This window comes from Micromonospora siamensis, assembly GCF_900090305.1.
Taxonomy (GTDB): domain Bacteria; phylum Actinomycetota; class Actinomycetes; order Mycobacteriales; family Micromonosporaceae; genus Micromonospora; species Micromonospora siamensis.
In genome coordinates, this window is sequence record NZ_LT607751.1 from 5,611,559 (window position 1) to 5,624,607 (window position 13,049).

Below are 13,049 nucleotides of genomic sequence, written 5' to 3' on the forward strand. Positions count from 1 at the left end.
CGGGTCCACTCCTCCCGCCGGTCCGCGGCGTCTCGACGTCCGCAACCGGGTCCCCGTCGGGTACGGCGTCAACCTCACCCGGTTCGGGTGAGGCCGGCCGGCGGACGAGGGACGGCGCCGGCCCCGAGGGGACCGGCGCCGTCGTCGCGTCCGCGGCGGACGTCAGTTGTTGGGCTCGTCGGCGCTGATGTCCGCGAGCACCGACTGGGGTTCACGCTCGACCGCCAGGTCACCCATGGAGACCAGACCCACGAGCCGGCCGTCCTCGATCACCGGCAGCCGGCGTACGGCGTAGGTCCGCATCAGGTCGGCGGCGGCCACCGCGTCGTCGTACTGACTGACGGTGATCACATCCTTGCTGGTGATCTCGTTCAACCGGGTGGTGTCCGGGCTCCTGCCCTCGGCGACGCCCCGGACGGTGATGTCCCGGTCCGTGACGATGCCCACCACGTTGTCGCCGTCGCACACCACGACGTCCCCGATGGCGCTGTCGCGCATCTCCTGGGCCGCCGCGGTCAGCGTGTCGTTGCCGTCCATCGTCACCAACCGGGTCGTCATGAACTCTCCGACCGTTGTCATGGTGCTCCCCTCTCGGTGTCGGCACGGCCCGTCTACCCGGGCGCCCGCAGCGGTTAACGCGTCGCCGGGGTGGCCGGACCGGCGGCGGTCAGCCGCGCGGTGGCATGCCGTAGACCCGCTCCACGTGCAGGCGCAGCACCAGCCGCCCCTCGGCGACCATCGCCGCCCGGAAGTCGTCCCAGTCGGGGTGCTCGCCCTGCACCGCCCGGTACAGCCCGACGAGTTCCTCGACGGTCGGGTCGTCCGGCCGGCTCGCCACCGGGGTGAGTTCGGCGCGCGCCTCGGCCACCGCGTACGCCCAGCCGTCGTCGCTGCTGACGTGGAAGCTGGCCCGGGGGTCGCGGCGCAGGTTCGCGGTCTTGGCCCGCCCCTCGGTCACCGACACCCGGATCAGCGCCCGGTCCCGGTCGAAGGAGTAGACCACGTTGGACAGTTGCGGTCGGCCGTCCCGCTTGATGGTGGCCAGTACGCCGAGCCACTTCCCGGCGATGAGGTCGGTGAGGGCCTGCTGGTGCTGTTCGTCCGCCATGGTTGTCCTCCGCTGTCCGGCGCCCGGTTCGGGTCTCCATCACACCCCGCCCCCGGCCGCCCGGCACGCGGGAAGACTCGGCGTGTCGGACGCAGGCAGCGCGGACACGGAACGAGCGTGATACCTCAGAGGTATCAAAATGCCCCTGGGGTATCACGCTCGTGAGGTGATTCGCCGCCGGCCAGCAAAGACCGCCGGCCAGCAATGGCCGCCGGCCAGCAATGGCCGCCGGCCCAGCAAAGACCGCCGGCCCGGCAACGCCGCCGGCCCGGCAACGCCGCCAGCCCACAGCGGCCGTCGGCCCGCGGCGGCTCCGGCTCAGCCCAGCTCGGCGGCCACCAGCTCGGCGAGCTGCACCGCGTTCAGCGCCGCCCCCTTGCGCAGGTTGTCGTTGGAGCAGAACAGCGCCAGCCCGTGCTCGACGGTCTCGTCGACCCGGATCCGGCCCACGTACGTCGGGTCCTGGCCGGCCGCCTGAAGCGGCGTGGGCACGTCGGAGAGGGCCACGCCGGGAGCGCCGTCGAGCAGCTCCCGGGCCCGCTGCGGGGTGAGCGGCCGGGCGAACCGGGCGTTGATCTGCAGCGAGTGGCCGGTGAAGACGGGCACCCGCACGCAGGTGCCGGAGACCTTCAGCTCGGGCAGCTCCAGGATCTTGCGGCTCTCGTTGCGGAGCTTCTGCTCCTCGTCGGACTCGTTCGAACCGTCGTCGACGATCGAGCCGGCCAGCGGCAGCACGTTGAACGCGATCGGCTGGGCGAAGGAACGCGGCGCCGGGAACTGCACGGCAGCACCGTCGAAGGCCAGCGCGGCGGCGTCCTCGGCGACCTTGCGGACCTGCTCGTCCAGCTCCGCCACGCCGGCCAGGCCGGCCCCGGAGACCGCCTGGTAGGTGGAGACGACCAGGCTGACCAGGCCGGCCTCGGCGTGCAGCGGGCGCAGCACCGGCATCGCGGCCATGGTGGTGCAGTTCGGGTTGGCGATGATGCCCTTGGGGCGGTCGACGATCGCGTGCGGGTTGACCTCGGCGACCACCAGCGGGACCTGCGGGTCCATCCGGTAGGCCGAGGAGTTGTCGATGACGACCGCGCCGGCGGCGGCGACCCGGGGAGCCAGCTCCTTCGACGTGCCCTTCCCGGCCGAGAAGATCACGATGTCGAGCCCGCTGTAGTCGGCGGTGGCCGCGTCCTCGACGGTCACCTCGCCGTCGCGCCAGGGCAGCGTCCGCCCGGCCGACCGGGCGGAGGCGAACAACCGCACCTGCTCCGCCGGGAAGTCGCGCTCCGCCAGCACCTGCCGCACCACGCCACCGACCTGGCCGGTGGCCCCCACAATGCCAATCCTCATGGTGGCGAGGCTACCCAGCCGGCCGGCCCGGGTGGAAAGGCTTTCCCACCGCCCGGGCCGGCCGGCCACGATCTAGAGGGTGGCGTCGGTCACCTCGCCGAGCCCGGCGGCCCGGAGCTCGTCCCTGACCACCGCGACGTCACCCTCGATGACCAGGGTCAACGCCTCCGGGTGCAGGTGCTCGGCGGCCGCCGCCGAGACCAGTGCGGCGTCCGCGGCGAGCAGCGACTCGCGCAGCCGCGCGTGGTAGTCGTCCGGCAGGTCGTGCACCACCAGCGTGGTCAGCGCCGCCGCGATCGCGCGCGGGCTCTGCAGCTCGACCGAGAGCTGCCCGGCCCGCCAGGAGCGGGCCACCGCCACCTCGTCCTCGGTCACCCCGCCCAGCTGGGTACGGGTGATCTCACCGACCGCCTCCACCAGGGCCGGAGCGGTGACCGCGGTCTGCACCCCCGAGGCGACCGCGAAGCGCCCGAACCGGCGGGAGGGGGCGAAGTCGGCGCGGATGCCGTACGTGTAGCCGCGTACCTCGCGCAGCAGGTGGTTGAGACGGGAGGTGAACGCGCCGCCGAGGACCGTGCCGGTGAGCATCATCGCCATGTGGTCCGGGTGGGCGCGGTGCGGCGACGGGTGACCCAGCCGCAGCGTGGACTGCACCGAGCCGGGCCGGTCCACCAGGATGATCCGCCGCTGCCCCGGCAGTGGCACCTCGATCGGGCCACCCCGCTCCACCGGCCCCCCACCGGCCCCGGCGAACGCCGCCGCGCCGAGCGCGTCCAGGTCGAGCCGGTCCAGGTCGCCCACCACGATCAGGGTGCCCGGCCGGATGAACCACTCGGAGTGGAAGACGGTGACGTCCTCGACGTCCAGCCCGGCCACCGACTCCGGGTCGCCGTACATCGGTCGGCCCCACCGGTTCTCCGCGCCGAACAGGGCGCCGCGCAACGCGGCGTCGGCGCGCGGGCCCGGGTTCGCCCAGTCCATCCGCAGCGCGGTGGCCTCGTCGTCGCGGACCCGCCGGACGTCGTCCGGGTCGAGTCGCGGTGTCCGGACGGCCTCGGCGAGCAGCTCCACCGCCGCGGGCAGCCGGTCCACCGGCACCTGGACGCTGACCTGGAAGGTGTCCCAGTCCAGCGCGGTCACCAGCTCGGTGCCGAGTCCCTCCACCGCCAGCGCGAAGGCGGTGGCGTCGCGGTGCGCGGTGCCCTCCTCCAGCGCCTTGGCGAGCACCCCGCCGAGCCCCTCCTTGCCGACCGGCTCCCGACCGGCGCCGGCGTCGAGCAGCAGCAGCGCGACGGCGAGGTTCTGGCCGGGCAGGTGCGCGGCGACGACCTGGCCACCGGCGACCTGGCGGCGGACCACCGACGGGAACCGGTACGGGCGGGCGGCGCCCGGACCGGGGCGGGCGGCGATCAGCGTCATGAGGTCTCCTCCGGCAGGTAGGTCAGGGTCACCCGGTCCTCGGCGCGCAGCACCTCGGCGGCCGCCTCGGCGATCTGCTCGGCCGTCACCGCCAGCCAGGCCGGCAACCGCTCGCCGACCTTCGCCGGGTCACCGAGCTGGGTGGCGTACCGGCCCAGGGCGTCGGCGCGCCCCTCCACGGTGGCCATCTGCCGCCACCACTGGGTGCTCAGCATGGCCTTGGCGCGGTCCAGCTCGCTCGCCGTCACCGGCACCGTGGCCAGCTCGTCGACCACCTCGGCCAGGCCGGCGGCGAGCCGCTCGGCGCCCACCCCCGGGCGGGCGGTGGCGGTGGCGATCAGCGGCGCCGGCGCGTGCGCCAGGTCCACTCCGTACGCCCCGACGCTGTCCGGCTGGGCGAGCCGCTCGCCGTCGGCGAGGCGCTGGTAGAGCCGGCTGCCCCGGCCGTCACCGAGGACGGTGGCGAGCACGGTGGTCACGTCGTACCCGGGGCTGCCGTAGGGGTGGGTGCGGTGCGCGACGTACACCCGGGGGGCCGGGACGTCGCCGGTGACCCGCTCGACGGCGGGCCGGCCGGTCGCCGCGACGGTACGGCCGTCCGGCGCGGCGGGGATGTCGGCGCGGCGCGGGATGCCGCCGAAGTACCGCTCGGCCAGCTTGAACACCTCGTCTGCGGAGGCGTCCCCGGTGACCGTCAGCACCGCGTTGTTCGGCGCGTAGTAGGTCGTGTGGAACGCCTGGAAGGTGGCCAGGTCGGCGGCGTTCAGGTCGGCCATCGAGCCGATCGTGGCGTGGTGGTACGGGTGGCCCGGCGGGTAGAGCAGCGGCAGCAGGCGCAGCCAGGCGTCGCCGTACGGGACGTTCTCGTAGCGCTGCCGCCGCTCGTTCTTGACCACCTCACGCTGGTTGTCCAGGGTCTCCTGGGTCAGCGCGGGCACCAGCCCGCCCATCCGGTCGGCCTCCAGCCAGAGCGCCAACTCCAGGTGCTCGGCCGGGACGGTCTCGAAGTAGTTGGTGCGGTCCGGGTTGGTGGTGGCGTTGAGCGTGCCGCCCGAGCCCTGGACGAGCTTCATGTGCTCGGTCTTCGCCACGTTCACCGAGCCCTCGAACATCAGGTGCTCGAAGAGGTGGGCGAACCCGGTCTGCCCGTCCGGCTCGTGGCGGGAGCCGACGTCGTACCAGAGGTTGACCGCGACCGCCGGGGCGGTGCGGTCCTCGCTGACCACCACGCGCAGGCCGTTGTCCAGTTGGGTGGTCTCGATGGGCCAGGGGTAACCGCTGTCGGGCATGTCCCGACGCTATCCGATCTCCGGGGCGGAAAGGTGACGTGTCGCGCCGGCATCCTCGGGCCGCCGGGATGGGCGGCAGCGGGCGGCGGGTCTGCTCGCCTGGCTGCGCGAGCAGACCCACCGGGGGTCCCGCCGGGCGTCGGCTCAGTCGGGGGGCTCGATCGGGGTGACGGTCTGATCGGAGGTGCGGTGTTCCAGGACGGTGTCCGGCGCGGCGTTCTGGTCCTCCTCCCGGATGTCGGACTCGGTGAGGATGGCGTCCGCCTGGGCCTGCGGGTCGTCGCTGCCCACCGCCGCCTCCTCGGGCAGCAGGTGCGCGCGGGACTCCACCCGGTCCTGGTCGTTCTGCTCGTGGGTCATGCCGGGGGTGTTACCCCGGCGGCCCGGCCGGCACGCCGGCTCAGCGGAACGGGCCGCGCGGTGCGCCGGCTCAGCGGAACGGGCCGCGCACCTCGTAGGTGATCCCGCCGGAGGAGGCGCCGGAGGTGCCGCGCTGCGACGAGAAGTAGAGCCGACCGCCGTCCGGGGAGAACGCCGGGCCGGTGATCTCAGACGCGCTCTGCCCGGTGATCCGCAGGAACGGCGTGACCACGCTGTCCGGGGTGATCAGGCAGATTTCCATGTTGCCGCCGTCCTCGGCCACGTAGAGGTCGCCGTACCGGGAGCCGGTGATGTTGTCCACCCCGGTCAGCGGCGCGGTGCCGGTGGTCACCAGGGAGTCGTCGTACGCCAGGTCGATCCGCTGGTTGACCGCGTCGTACGCCCAGACCCGGTTGTCGCCCTTGGTGGTGAACCAGCAGGTGCCGTTCGCGTACCAGCAGCCCTCGCCGCCGTTGAACTTCTTGGCGGAGGAGACCTGCTGGCGGGTGTAGGTGGGCGAGCCGTCCGGGTCGGGGACCCGGGTCCAGCTCACCGGGCCGCTGGTGGCGGTGCCGCCCACCAGCACCTCCAGGGTGCCGGCGGACAGGTCGCCCCAGACGGTGGGCCGGAACCGGTAGAAGCAGCCGCTGGTCTCGTCCTCGGTCAGGTAGATCACCCTGCGGTCCGGGTCGGCCGCCGCCGCCTCGTGGTTGAACCGGCCGAGCGCGGGCCGGCGCACCGCCGCGGTGCCGCCCTGCGGGTACGTCTCGTAGACGTAGCCCCGGCTGACCTCCTCGCAGGAGAGCCAGGTCCCCCACGGGGTAGCCCCACCGGCGCAGTTCCGGTTGGTGTTTCCCAGGATCCGGTACGCCGACGAAATCGTTCCGTCCGAGTTGAAACGGATCGCCGAGGCACCACCGGTGGTCGAGATCTCAGAGTTCGAGACGTAGATCCAGCCGGTGCCGGCGGTGAAGCAGGCCCCGCCGTCGGGGGCTGCGTGCCAGGCGTACGAGGTGCCGGGGACCACCTGCCGGGAGCGGGCGACCACCCGGCTGGTGAAGCCGGCGGGGAGCTGGATCCCGTTGGCGTCGGCGCTGCCCAGCGGCCCGTAGGGCCCGGTGCCGGGCTGGGCCGGGGCGGCGAGCGCGGCGCCGGCCCAGAGGCTTCCCGAGAAGGCGGCGGCGCCGGCGACGGTGGCGCGCAGGACGGTACGACGATGCATCGGTCTCTCCCTTTGCGGGGACGACAGGTGTCAATGAAACTACCCTCCGTTGCATCGACGTCGGTAAACTTATGGGGTGGCTTTCCCGACGGGACGGCGAGAACCGGCCGACGAGTCGGGTACGCTGGCCGACGTGACTCGCTCGTATCGATGGTTTAGGCAGCCGGCTCCGACGCCGGTGACCTCACCATGAGCTGACGTCACCACGTTTCGAGCCGGCTGGGCAGGAGCTTCCGCTCCTGCCTTTTGCGTACGAGCAGCCGGCTCCACCCGGGCACCGGCCCCGGGCGACGGTCGGCGGAAGGAAAGCCCACCGTGACGACCCCGGAGACCGACGCCGTCAGCGATCAGCGGATCGACCGAGTCGTGCCGTTGACCACCCCGGCCCTGCTCCACCACGACCTGCCCCTGGACGCCCCGCTCGCCTCGGCCGTGCTGGCCGGCCGACGCGCGGTCGGCCGGGTGCTGGACCGCGCCGACGACCGCCTGCTGGTCGTGGTCGGCCCGTGCTCGGTACACGACCCCGCCGCAGCCCTGGAGTACGCGGGCCGGCTGCGCGAGGCCGCCGACCGGCTCTCCGACGACCTGCTGGTGGTGATGCGGGTCTACTTCGAGAAGCCACGCTCGACCGTGGGCTGGAAGGGCCTGATCAACGACCCGCGGCTGGACGGCTCCGGTGACGTCAACACGGGCCTGCGGATCGCCCGCACCCTCCTGCTCGACGTGCTGCGGCTGGGCCTGCCGGTGGGCTGCGAGTTCCTCGACCCGATCACCCCGCAGTACATCGCCGACACGGTCGGCTGGGGCGCGATCGGCGCGCGGACCGTGGAGAGCCAGGTGCACCGGCAGCTCGCCTCCGGACTGTCCATGCCGATCGGGATGAAGAACCGCCCGGACGGCAGCATCGCCACCGCGGTGGACGCGATCCGGGCGGCCGGCGTACCGCACGTCTTCCCCGGCATCGACGTCTCCGGCACCCCGGCGATCATGCACACCCGGGGCAACGCCGACGGGCACCTGGTGCTGCGCGGCGGCAACGACGGCCCGAACTACGACGCGGAGTCGGTGGCCGGCGCGCTGGACCTGCTCCGGGCGGCGGGGCTGCCCGAACGGGTGGTGATCGACGCCAGCCACGCCAACAGCGGCAAGGACCACCGCCGTCAGCCGGTGGTCGCCGAGGACGTGGCGGCGCAGCTCGCCGCCGGCCAGCGGGGCATCGTCGGCATCATGCTGGAGAGCTTCCTGGAGCCGGGCCGCCAGGACCTCGACCCCACCCGGGAGCTGGAGTACGGCAAGTCGATCACCGACGCCTGCCTCGGCTGGTCCCAGACCGAGCAGGTCCTCACCGGCCTGGCCCACTCCGTCCGCGCCCGCCGCGCCACCCTCCCCACCCCCGCCTGACCCACCCCACCCCACCCCACCCCGCGCGCCACCCCGTTGATCATGAAGTTAGCGGCACAAACGGAGGGGCGGTTTCTAGGCTTCAGTGCAACTGATCTTGGTTGGGCTGGAGGTGCTGGTGGCGAGGCCGGGTGTGTTGACGTTCGGGCATCGGCAGGTGTTGGAGCATCTGTGGGGGGTTGGTCGGACGATCTCGCAGATCGCGGGGGTTCTCGGGGTGCCGGTGTGCACGGTGTCGCGGGAGGTGGCGCGGAACAACAGTGCGCGGCACGGGACGAAGAACCCGCTGGGGCGGTCACTGCCGCATGGGCGGGGGCGCCGCCCGTATCGGTGGGGTTATCAGGCGCAGTGGGCGCAGCGGCGGGCTGACGCGGCCAGGCGGCGGCCGGCGAGGGCGAAGCTGGCGGTCGGTACGCGGCTGCGGCAGGTGGTGGCGGGGAAACTGGCCCGTAGGTGGTCTCCGAAGCAGATCGCCGCGTGGTTGCGGACCACGTTCGCCGACCGGCCGGAGTTGCAGGTGTCCCACGAGACGATCTACCAGGCGATCTACGTGCAGTCGCGAGGCAATCTGAGGGCCGAGTTGACCCGGCAGGTAGCGCTACGGTCGGGACGCACCCAGCGGCGTCCGCAGTCACGTGCCGCGGGCGCCGCTCGCCGTCGGCGGCCCTGGATCGCAGACCTGCACATCAGCACCCGGCCCGCGGAGGTCACCGACCGGGCGGTGCCCGGGCACTGGGAAGGTGACCTGGTCATCGGCAAGGCCGGCGCCTCAGCGATCGTGACCCTGGTGGAACGAGCCACCCGTTACGTGATGCTCGGCGCCCTACCCCACGGCCGCGACAGCGAAGCCGTCATCGGTGTGCTCACCAACCTGGCCACCCGCATGCCCACGCACCTGCGCCGGTCGCTGACCTGGGACCAAGGCGTGGAAATGGCCACCCACCCCGTGTTCACCGTCGCCACCGGCTGCCCGGTCTACTTCTGCGACCCCCACAGCCCCTGGCAACGCGGCACCAACGAAAACACCAACGGGCTGCTACGCCAGTACTTCCCCAAGAGCAGCTACGACTTCCGCACCATCGACCAGAACGGCTTGGACGAGGTCGCCCACGAACTCAACACCCGCCCCCGACAGACGCTGGACTGGAACACCCCAGCCCAGCGTCTGGCTCACCTCATCACCGCCTAACGATTGCACTCACCCCTTGACCCCGCCAGATCCACTTCGCCGCAAACTTCATGATCAACGGGGGCTGGGGGGTGGGTCGGGGTGGGGAAAGCGCGGCGCCGCCCGGTCCCTGAGGACCGGGCGGCGCCGGGTGTCGATGTGCAGGTCGCCTCTCGGCGCGTGGCGCGACGCGGCTCCAGCCGGACGGTATTCCGCGAAGGCATTTCAGGTGAGGCCCGGGGACACTGGGCACACCGACGCTCTGCACAACCGGCCGCACGGCCCAGGTGTTCCGGCACGGTGGGTGTCCGTCGTCACGTCGGCGGGGGCGGGCGCGGGTGACGTTTGACCGATTCGACCCCGGGTAGCTGATCGTCGTGACCGACGACGCGCCCGTGACCGAGCAGCCGGACACCCGGCCGCTCGACGAACTGCTCGACGAGATCTACCACGGCCAGGAGCGGATCAGTCAGGCGGACATCTACCGCCGGGCGGTCGCCGCGGAACTGCCCGCGGAGCTGCTGTCCCGGATCGCCGCCCTCCCCCAGGGGGAGTACGCGGCCGACGAGGCGGCCGACCTGCTCGGCGGGACGGTCGGCTGAGCCGCCCCACCCGACCATCACGCCGCACGGCGCGGCGACGATCCCAGGCGGACCCGGAACCATCGGAGGGACAGGCGATGACCGACCGTAACCAGGAACACGAGCATCTTCAGGCGCTGGGCCAGCCACCGGAGGGCCTGGACACCCTGCCGGAGCCGGACTTCGCCAACGAGCACGACCGGACGGCGGTGGACCGGGACGTGATCACCGGCGAGGACGAGGACGAGCGGGAGCCCGAGGCGTCGCGCGGCTGGGCCGGCGAGGACCACGGCACCACCCCGACCTGACCGGCGGGCCGGCGGCGACGCCGGCCGGACACAGACACCGGGGCCGGCGGCGACGCCGGTAGACGGAGACGCAGCGAAGGGGCCGGCGAACCGCCGGCCCCTTCGTGCTGAACAGGTCACTTCTCGTCGTGGTGCCCGCCCTCGGCGGCCTGCTGGGCCACCGCGTACCCCATCTGGAGGAAGTCGGAGGCCGCCACGGCGGTCAGCGCGGTGGCCACCAGCCGGGTCAGCCGGGGGGCCAGCACCAGTCCGGCGGTCATCCCGGTGGCCACCCAGACCGCCAGGCAGAACGGGCAGCTGACCAGCTCGCCGAGGGCGTGCCGGGTGGGGCTGCCCTCGTCGCGCACCTGCTCCATCACCTCACCGCTGCCGATCGGGTGGTCGTAGCGGGTGAACGGCGCCCGCAGCGGACTGGTGATGGCGTCCTTCGAGATCAGCCGGCTGAGCTTGTGGGTGGCGACGGCGAGCAGCAGCACGTCCTGGGTGGCGGGCCGCTCCGGCACCGGCCGTCCCGTCGCCTTGACCAGACCCACCAACGAGCCGGTCACCGCCGCGTACGTGCCCATCGCCTTGAGGTAGCCCTCCAGCGGCCGGTGCTCGTGCGGCGCGTACGCCCGGCGCAACCGCGCCACCTTCTGCTTCAGACCACCGTCGGCCACCGGCTTCTCCTCGGTTCTCGTCACGGGGCGCTCAGCCCGCGGTCAGGTTGTCGGCGACCTCGCGGGCGAGGTTGTCCAGGATCTCGTCGGCCAGCCCGTGATCGGGTCCGGCCAGGTCCAGCAGCACCCGGGCGCCACCGGCGTCCCCGGGCTCGACGTCGATGTCGGCGGCCCAGCCGGCGGAGTCGCAGGTCCAGCGGGCCCGCATCTCGTCGGCGTCGACGTTCTCCAGGCGCTGCGTGCCGGCGCGTCGCAGCTCCTCCGGCAGCCAGGCCGCCGCCCGGTCCGGGTCGGTCGCGGTGTTGAACACCACCTCGGGTGGCGCGGACATGCCGCGCTCGGCGTGCTGCGCCATCAGACGTCCCGCAGCCGACTCGGGTCGACCTCGCGGCCGGGGTGCCGGGCGAGGTACTCGGTCTCCAGCTCCGCCGTGCGGCGCAGGTGGTTGGCGAGCGCCGAGTCGGCGGCGTGCCGAAGCGTGTCCAGCCGGGTGCGGTGCAGGCTGTGCATCTCTCGGATCAGGTCGTCGTCGGCCAGCTCGGCGGGGTCCACCCCCAGCAGTTCGCCGTCGGGGTCGGCGGTGGCCCGCTCGTCGAGGTGGTCACCGTCCCACTCGGGCATCCGCTGCTCCGGGCTGGCGTCACCGGTCCGGCGTACTGATTCGGTCATCGTCGCCCCCTGTTCTCGTTCGGGCTGGCGACTAGACGGATGCCCACAGCGCGTGACACCAAACCCCACGACGCACCGCCGGACACGGCTACGACGCCGCGTCGGAGAGGCCCGGTCGTCCCGGTACCCTCGATGGCATGAAGCGGCTCTGGACACCGGCGTGGATCGCCCGCCACGTGGCCATGGTCGTGCTGGTCGTCGGCTTCCTCGGGCTGGGCTGGTGGCAGGTCAACCGGGCCGCCGAGGGCAACACCCTGAGCTTCGGGTACGCGATCGAGTGGCCGGTCTTCGCCGGCTTCGTGATCTTCGTCTGGTGGCGTGAGGTGCGCCACACGCTGCGTGACCGGCCGGAGGCGCCGGCCACACCGGCCACCCCGCCGGCCGCCGCGCCGGCGCCGGTCGCCGACGTGCCGGGCGTACGCCGGCCGGTGCGGGTGTCCCGCGGCCCGGCCCGCCCGGTCGACGGCCCGGAGGACGGCGACCTCGCCGCCTACAACCGCTACCTGACCTGGTTGAACGCCAATCCGGGCGCCCGGCCCGGTGACTATCCCGGCTGAGGCCGGTTTCGGAAGGACGGACGACGGTGGGCGGAGCCCTTACCCGGTACCGCGTTATCGCCTGGATCGTGGGCGTGGCGCTGGTGGTGCTGGTCCTGATCGGCATGCCGCTGAAGTACGGCTTCGACGAGCCGACGGTGGTGGCGGTGGTCGGTACCGCGCACGGCTGGCTCTACATGCTCTATCTGGCGGCCACGTTCGACCTGTCCCGCCGGCTGAACTGGCCGTTGAAGCGGATGCTGCTGGTGATGCTGGCCGGCACAGTGCCGTTCGTCTCCTTCTACGCCGAGCGCCGGGTGAGCCACTGGCTGGCCGCCGAGCGTCCGCGTACCCCGGAGCCGGTGGCCGGCTGACGGTCAGCGGTCCGGCCGCCACGGGCCGGCCCGGTCGGCGGTGCCTTCCCAGTCGGCGTACCGGATCCGTTCCCGGGCCCGGTCCAGCGCTGCGGTGACCTCGTCGAACTGATCCGGGTCGTCGCTGCTGAACAGCAGCGTCTCGACGCCCCGGCACCAGCCCCACAGCTCGTACGGCGGCGGTCGCCACCAGTCCCCGGCGAGTGCCAGCAGCACCGGCAGCGCGGCGAACGCCCCGAGCGCCAGGTACGCCCCGGCGGTCAGCCGTTCCAGGCCACCGGTGAAGCCGAGCAGCACTCCGGCGGTGCCGATCACGGCGGCGGTGGCGGCGACCACCCGGACGGCGAACCGGTCGTGCGGGCCCCGGTCGGTGCGCAGGTGGGTGAGCTCGGCGATCGGGTAGCTCTGCCGGCCGACGCTGAACCGGGCGGCGGTGACGACGATCCCCGGTCGGGCGTAGAGCAGGTGTCCCTCCCCCGCCTCGGCGGGACGGGTTCGTCGGTTGGCACGGTGACGGGTCTGCACGTGGACCTCCCCCACGGCGCGGAACGCGGGCCCGCGGACCGTCGGCCACCGCGTGCGGTGTCCCCCCGACGGAGTGCCGACCCGAC

General features: G+C 73.1%; 17 protein-coding genes. 6 read left to right on the forward strand and 11 right to left on the reverse strand.

Annotated features, from left to right (window positions below; genetic code table 11):
- Positions 1 to 162: 162 nt before the first annotated feature.
- The 7 genes from GA0074704_RS25640 to GA0074704_RS25670 all read right to left on the reverse strand — a co-directional run bounded on the left by GA0074704_RS25640 (position 163) and on the right by GA0074704_RS25670 (position 6,742).
- Positions 163 to 579: a CBS domain-containing protein gene (locus GA0074704_RS25640; RefSeq protein WP_088972852.1), complete on the reverse strand. Its 417-nt coding sequence runs from the start codon at positions 577 to 579 to the stop codon at positions 163 to 165.
- 88 nt (positions 580 to 667) lie between these two features.
- Positions 668 to 1,108 carry a PPOX class F420-dependent oxidoreductase gene (locus tag GA0074704_RS25645; RefSeq protein WP_088972853.1) on the reverse strand — a complete coding sequence of 147 codons (441 nt, stop codon included), beginning with the start codon at positions 1,106 to 1,108 and terminating at the stop codon, positions 668 to 670.
- 318 nt (positions 1,109 to 1,426) lie between these two features.
- Positions 1,427 to 2,452 carry an aspartate-semialdehyde dehydrogenase gene (locus tag GA0074704_RS25650; protein ID WP_088973979.1) on the reverse strand — a complete coding sequence of 342 codons (1,026 nt, stop codon included), beginning with the start codon at positions 2,450 to 2,452 and terminating at the stop codon, positions 1,427 to 1,429.
- Between the two features lie 72 nt (positions 2,453 to 2,524).
- On the reverse strand, positions 2,525 to 3,871 hold the full coding sequence (locus GA0074704_RS25655; RefSeq protein ID WP_088972854.1) for a M16 family metallopeptidase: 1,347 nt from the start codon (positions 3,869 to 3,871) through the stop codon (positions 2,525 to 2,527).
- Positions 3,868 to 5,160: a M16 family metallopeptidase gene (locus GA0074704_RS25660; protein WP_088972855.1), complete on the reverse strand. Its 1,293-nt coding sequence runs from the start codon at positions 5,158 to 5,160 to the stop codon at positions 3,868 to 3,870. The genes GA0074704_RS25655 and GA0074704_RS25660 overlap by 4 nt, the downstream gene beginning before the upstream one ends.
- 144 nt (positions 5,161 to 5,304) lie before the next feature.
- Positions 5,305 to 5,520 (reverse strand): hypothetical protein, encoded by a 216-nt coding sequence (locus GA0074704_RS25665; protein ID WP_088972856.1) that lies wholly within the window; start codon positions 5,518 to 5,520, stop codon positions 5,305 to 5,307.
- 70 nt (positions 5,521 to 5,590) lie between these two features.
- Positions 5,591 to 6,742 (reverse strand): alkaline phosphatase PhoX, encoded by a 1,152-nt coding sequence (locus GA0074704_RS25670; protein ID WP_088972857.1) that lies wholly within the window; start codon positions 6,740 to 6,742, stop codon positions 5,591 to 5,593.
- Positions 6,743 to 7,057: 315 nt separating this feature from the next.
- Between GA0074704_RS25670 and GA0074704_RS25675 the strand changes: the two genes are divergently transcribed.
- From GA0074704_RS25675 to GA0074704_RS25690, 4 genes are all read left to right on the forward strand, one after another.
- Positions 7,058 to 8,143, forward strand: coding sequence for a 3-deoxy-7-phosphoheptulonate synthase (locus GA0074704_RS25675; protein WP_088972858.1), 1,086 nt, complete (start codon positions 7,058 to 7,060; stop codon positions 8,141 to 8,143).
- Between the two features lie 85 nt (positions 8,144 to 8,228).
- On the forward strand, positions 8,229 to 9,332 hold the full coding sequence (locus GA0074704_RS25680; RefSeq protein ID WP_088968606.1) for an IS30 family transposase: 1,104 nt from the start codon (positions 8,229 to 8,231) through the stop codon (positions 9,330 to 9,332).
- A 356-nt stretch (positions 9,333 to 9,688) separates the two neighbouring features.
- Entirely contained in the window at positions 9,689 to 9,913 is a 225-nt protein-coding gene (locus GA0074704_RS25685; RefSeq protein ID WP_088972859.1) for a hypothetical protein, read from the forward strand.
- A gap of 77 nt (positions 9,914 to 9,990) precedes the next feature.
- The gene (locus GA0074704_RS25690) at positions 9,991 to 10,200 is read left to right on the forward strand and encodes a hypothetical protein (RefSeq protein WP_088972860.1); all 210 of its coding nucleotides are present in this window, start codon (positions 9,991 to 9,993) and stop codon (positions 10,198 to 10,200) included.
- 116 nt (positions 10,201 to 10,316) lie between these two features.
- Here GA0074704_RS25690 and GA0074704_RS25695 read toward each other — a convergent pair whose 3' ends face one another.
- From GA0074704_RS25695 to GA0074704_RS25705, 3 genes are read right to left on the reverse strand one after another with little or no spacing between them, the layout of a single operon-like run.
- Positions 10,317 to 10,859, reverse strand: coding sequence for a DUF1360 domain-containing protein (locus tag GA0074704_RS25695; RefSeq protein WP_088973980.1), 543 nt, complete (start codon positions 10,857 to 10,859; stop codon positions 10,317 to 10,319).
- Between the two features lie 31 nt (positions 10,860 to 10,890).
- The gene (locus GA0074704_RS25700) at positions 10,891 to 11,214 is read right to left on the reverse strand and encodes a hypothetical protein (protein WP_088972861.1); all 324 of its coding nucleotides are present in this window, start codon (positions 11,212 to 11,214) and stop codon (positions 10,891 to 10,893) included.
- Positions 11,214 to 11,528 (reverse strand): DUF6158 family protein, encoded by a 315-nt coding sequence (locus tag GA0074704_RS25705; RefSeq protein WP_088972862.1) that lies wholly within the window; start codon positions 11,526 to 11,528, stop codon positions 11,214 to 11,216. Before GA0074704_RS25705 ends, GA0074704_RS25700 begins: the two co-directional genes overlap by 1 nt.
- 137 nt (positions 11,529 to 11,665) lie before the next feature.
- On the opposite strand from GA0074704_RS25705, the gene GA0074704_RS25710 reads away from it, so the two are divergent.
- Positions 11,666 to 12,085: a hypothetical protein gene (locus GA0074704_RS25710; RefSeq protein WP_088972863.1), complete on the forward strand. Its 420-nt coding sequence runs from the start codon at positions 11,666 to 11,668 to the stop codon at positions 12,083 to 12,085.
- A gap of 26 nt (positions 12,086 to 12,111) precedes the next feature.
- Positions 12,112 to 12,438 carry a DUF3817 domain-containing protein gene (locus tag GA0074704_RS25715; protein ID WP_088972864.1) on the forward strand — a complete coding sequence of 109 codons (327 nt, stop codon included), beginning with the start codon at positions 12,112 to 12,114 and terminating at the stop codon, positions 12,436 to 12,438.
- 3 nt (positions 12,439 to 12,441) lie between these two features.
- On the opposite strand, the gene GA0074704_RS25720 is transcribed toward GA0074704_RS25715, so the two are convergent.
- On the reverse strand, positions 12,442 to 12,963 hold the full coding sequence (locus tag GA0074704_RS25720) for a DUF6232 family protein (protein ID WP_088973981.1): 522 nt from the start codon (positions 12,961 to 12,963) through the stop codon (positions 12,442 to 12,444).
- Positions 12,964 to 13,049: the final 86 nt, after the last annotated feature.

Coding starts and splice junctions, on each gene's coding strand:
- GA0074704_RS25640 (WP_088972852.1), bottom strand. CDS start 579: ATGACAACGGTCGGAGAGTTCATGACGACCCGGTTGGTGACGATGGAC.
- GA0074704_RS25645 (WP_088972853.1), bottom strand. CDS start 1,108: ATGGCGGACGAACAGCACCAGCAGGCCCTCACCGACCTCATCGCCGGG.
- GA0074704_RS25650 (WP_088973979.1), bottom strand. CDS start 2,452: ATGAGGATTGGCATTGTGGGGGCCACCGGCCAGGTCGGTGGCGTGGTG.
- GA0074704_RS25655 (WP_088972854.1), bottom strand. CDS start 3,871: ATGACGCTGATCGCCGCCCGCCCCGGTCCGGGCGCCGCCCGCCCGTAC.
- GA0074704_RS25660 (WP_088972855.1), bottom strand. CDS start 5,160: ATGCCCGACAGCGGTTACCCCTGGCCCATCGAGACCACCCAACTGGAC.
- GA0074704_RS25665 (WP_088972856.1), bottom strand. CDS start 5,520: ATGACCCACGAGCAGAACGACCAGGACCGGGTGGAGTCCCGCGCGCAC.
- GA0074704_RS25670 (WP_088972857.1), bottom strand. CDS start 6,742: ATGCATCGTCGTACCGTCCTGCGCGCCACCGTCGCCGGCGCCGCCGCC.
- GA0074704_RS25690 (WP_088972860.1), top strand. CDS start 9,991: ATGACCGACCGTAACCAGGAACACGAGCATCTTCAGGCGCTGGGCCAG.
- GA0074704_RS25700 (WP_088972861.1), bottom strand. CDS start 11,214: ATGGCGCAGCACGCCGAGCGCGGCATGTCCGCGCCACCCGAGGTGGTG.
- GA0074704_RS25705 (WP_088972862.1), bottom strand. CDS start 11,528: ATGACCGAATCAGTACGCCGGACCGGTGACGCCAGCCCGGAGCAGCGG.
- GA0074704_RS25710 (WP_088972863.1), top strand. CDS start 11,666: ATGAAGCGGCTCTGGACACCGGCGTGGATCGCCCGCCACGTGGCCATG.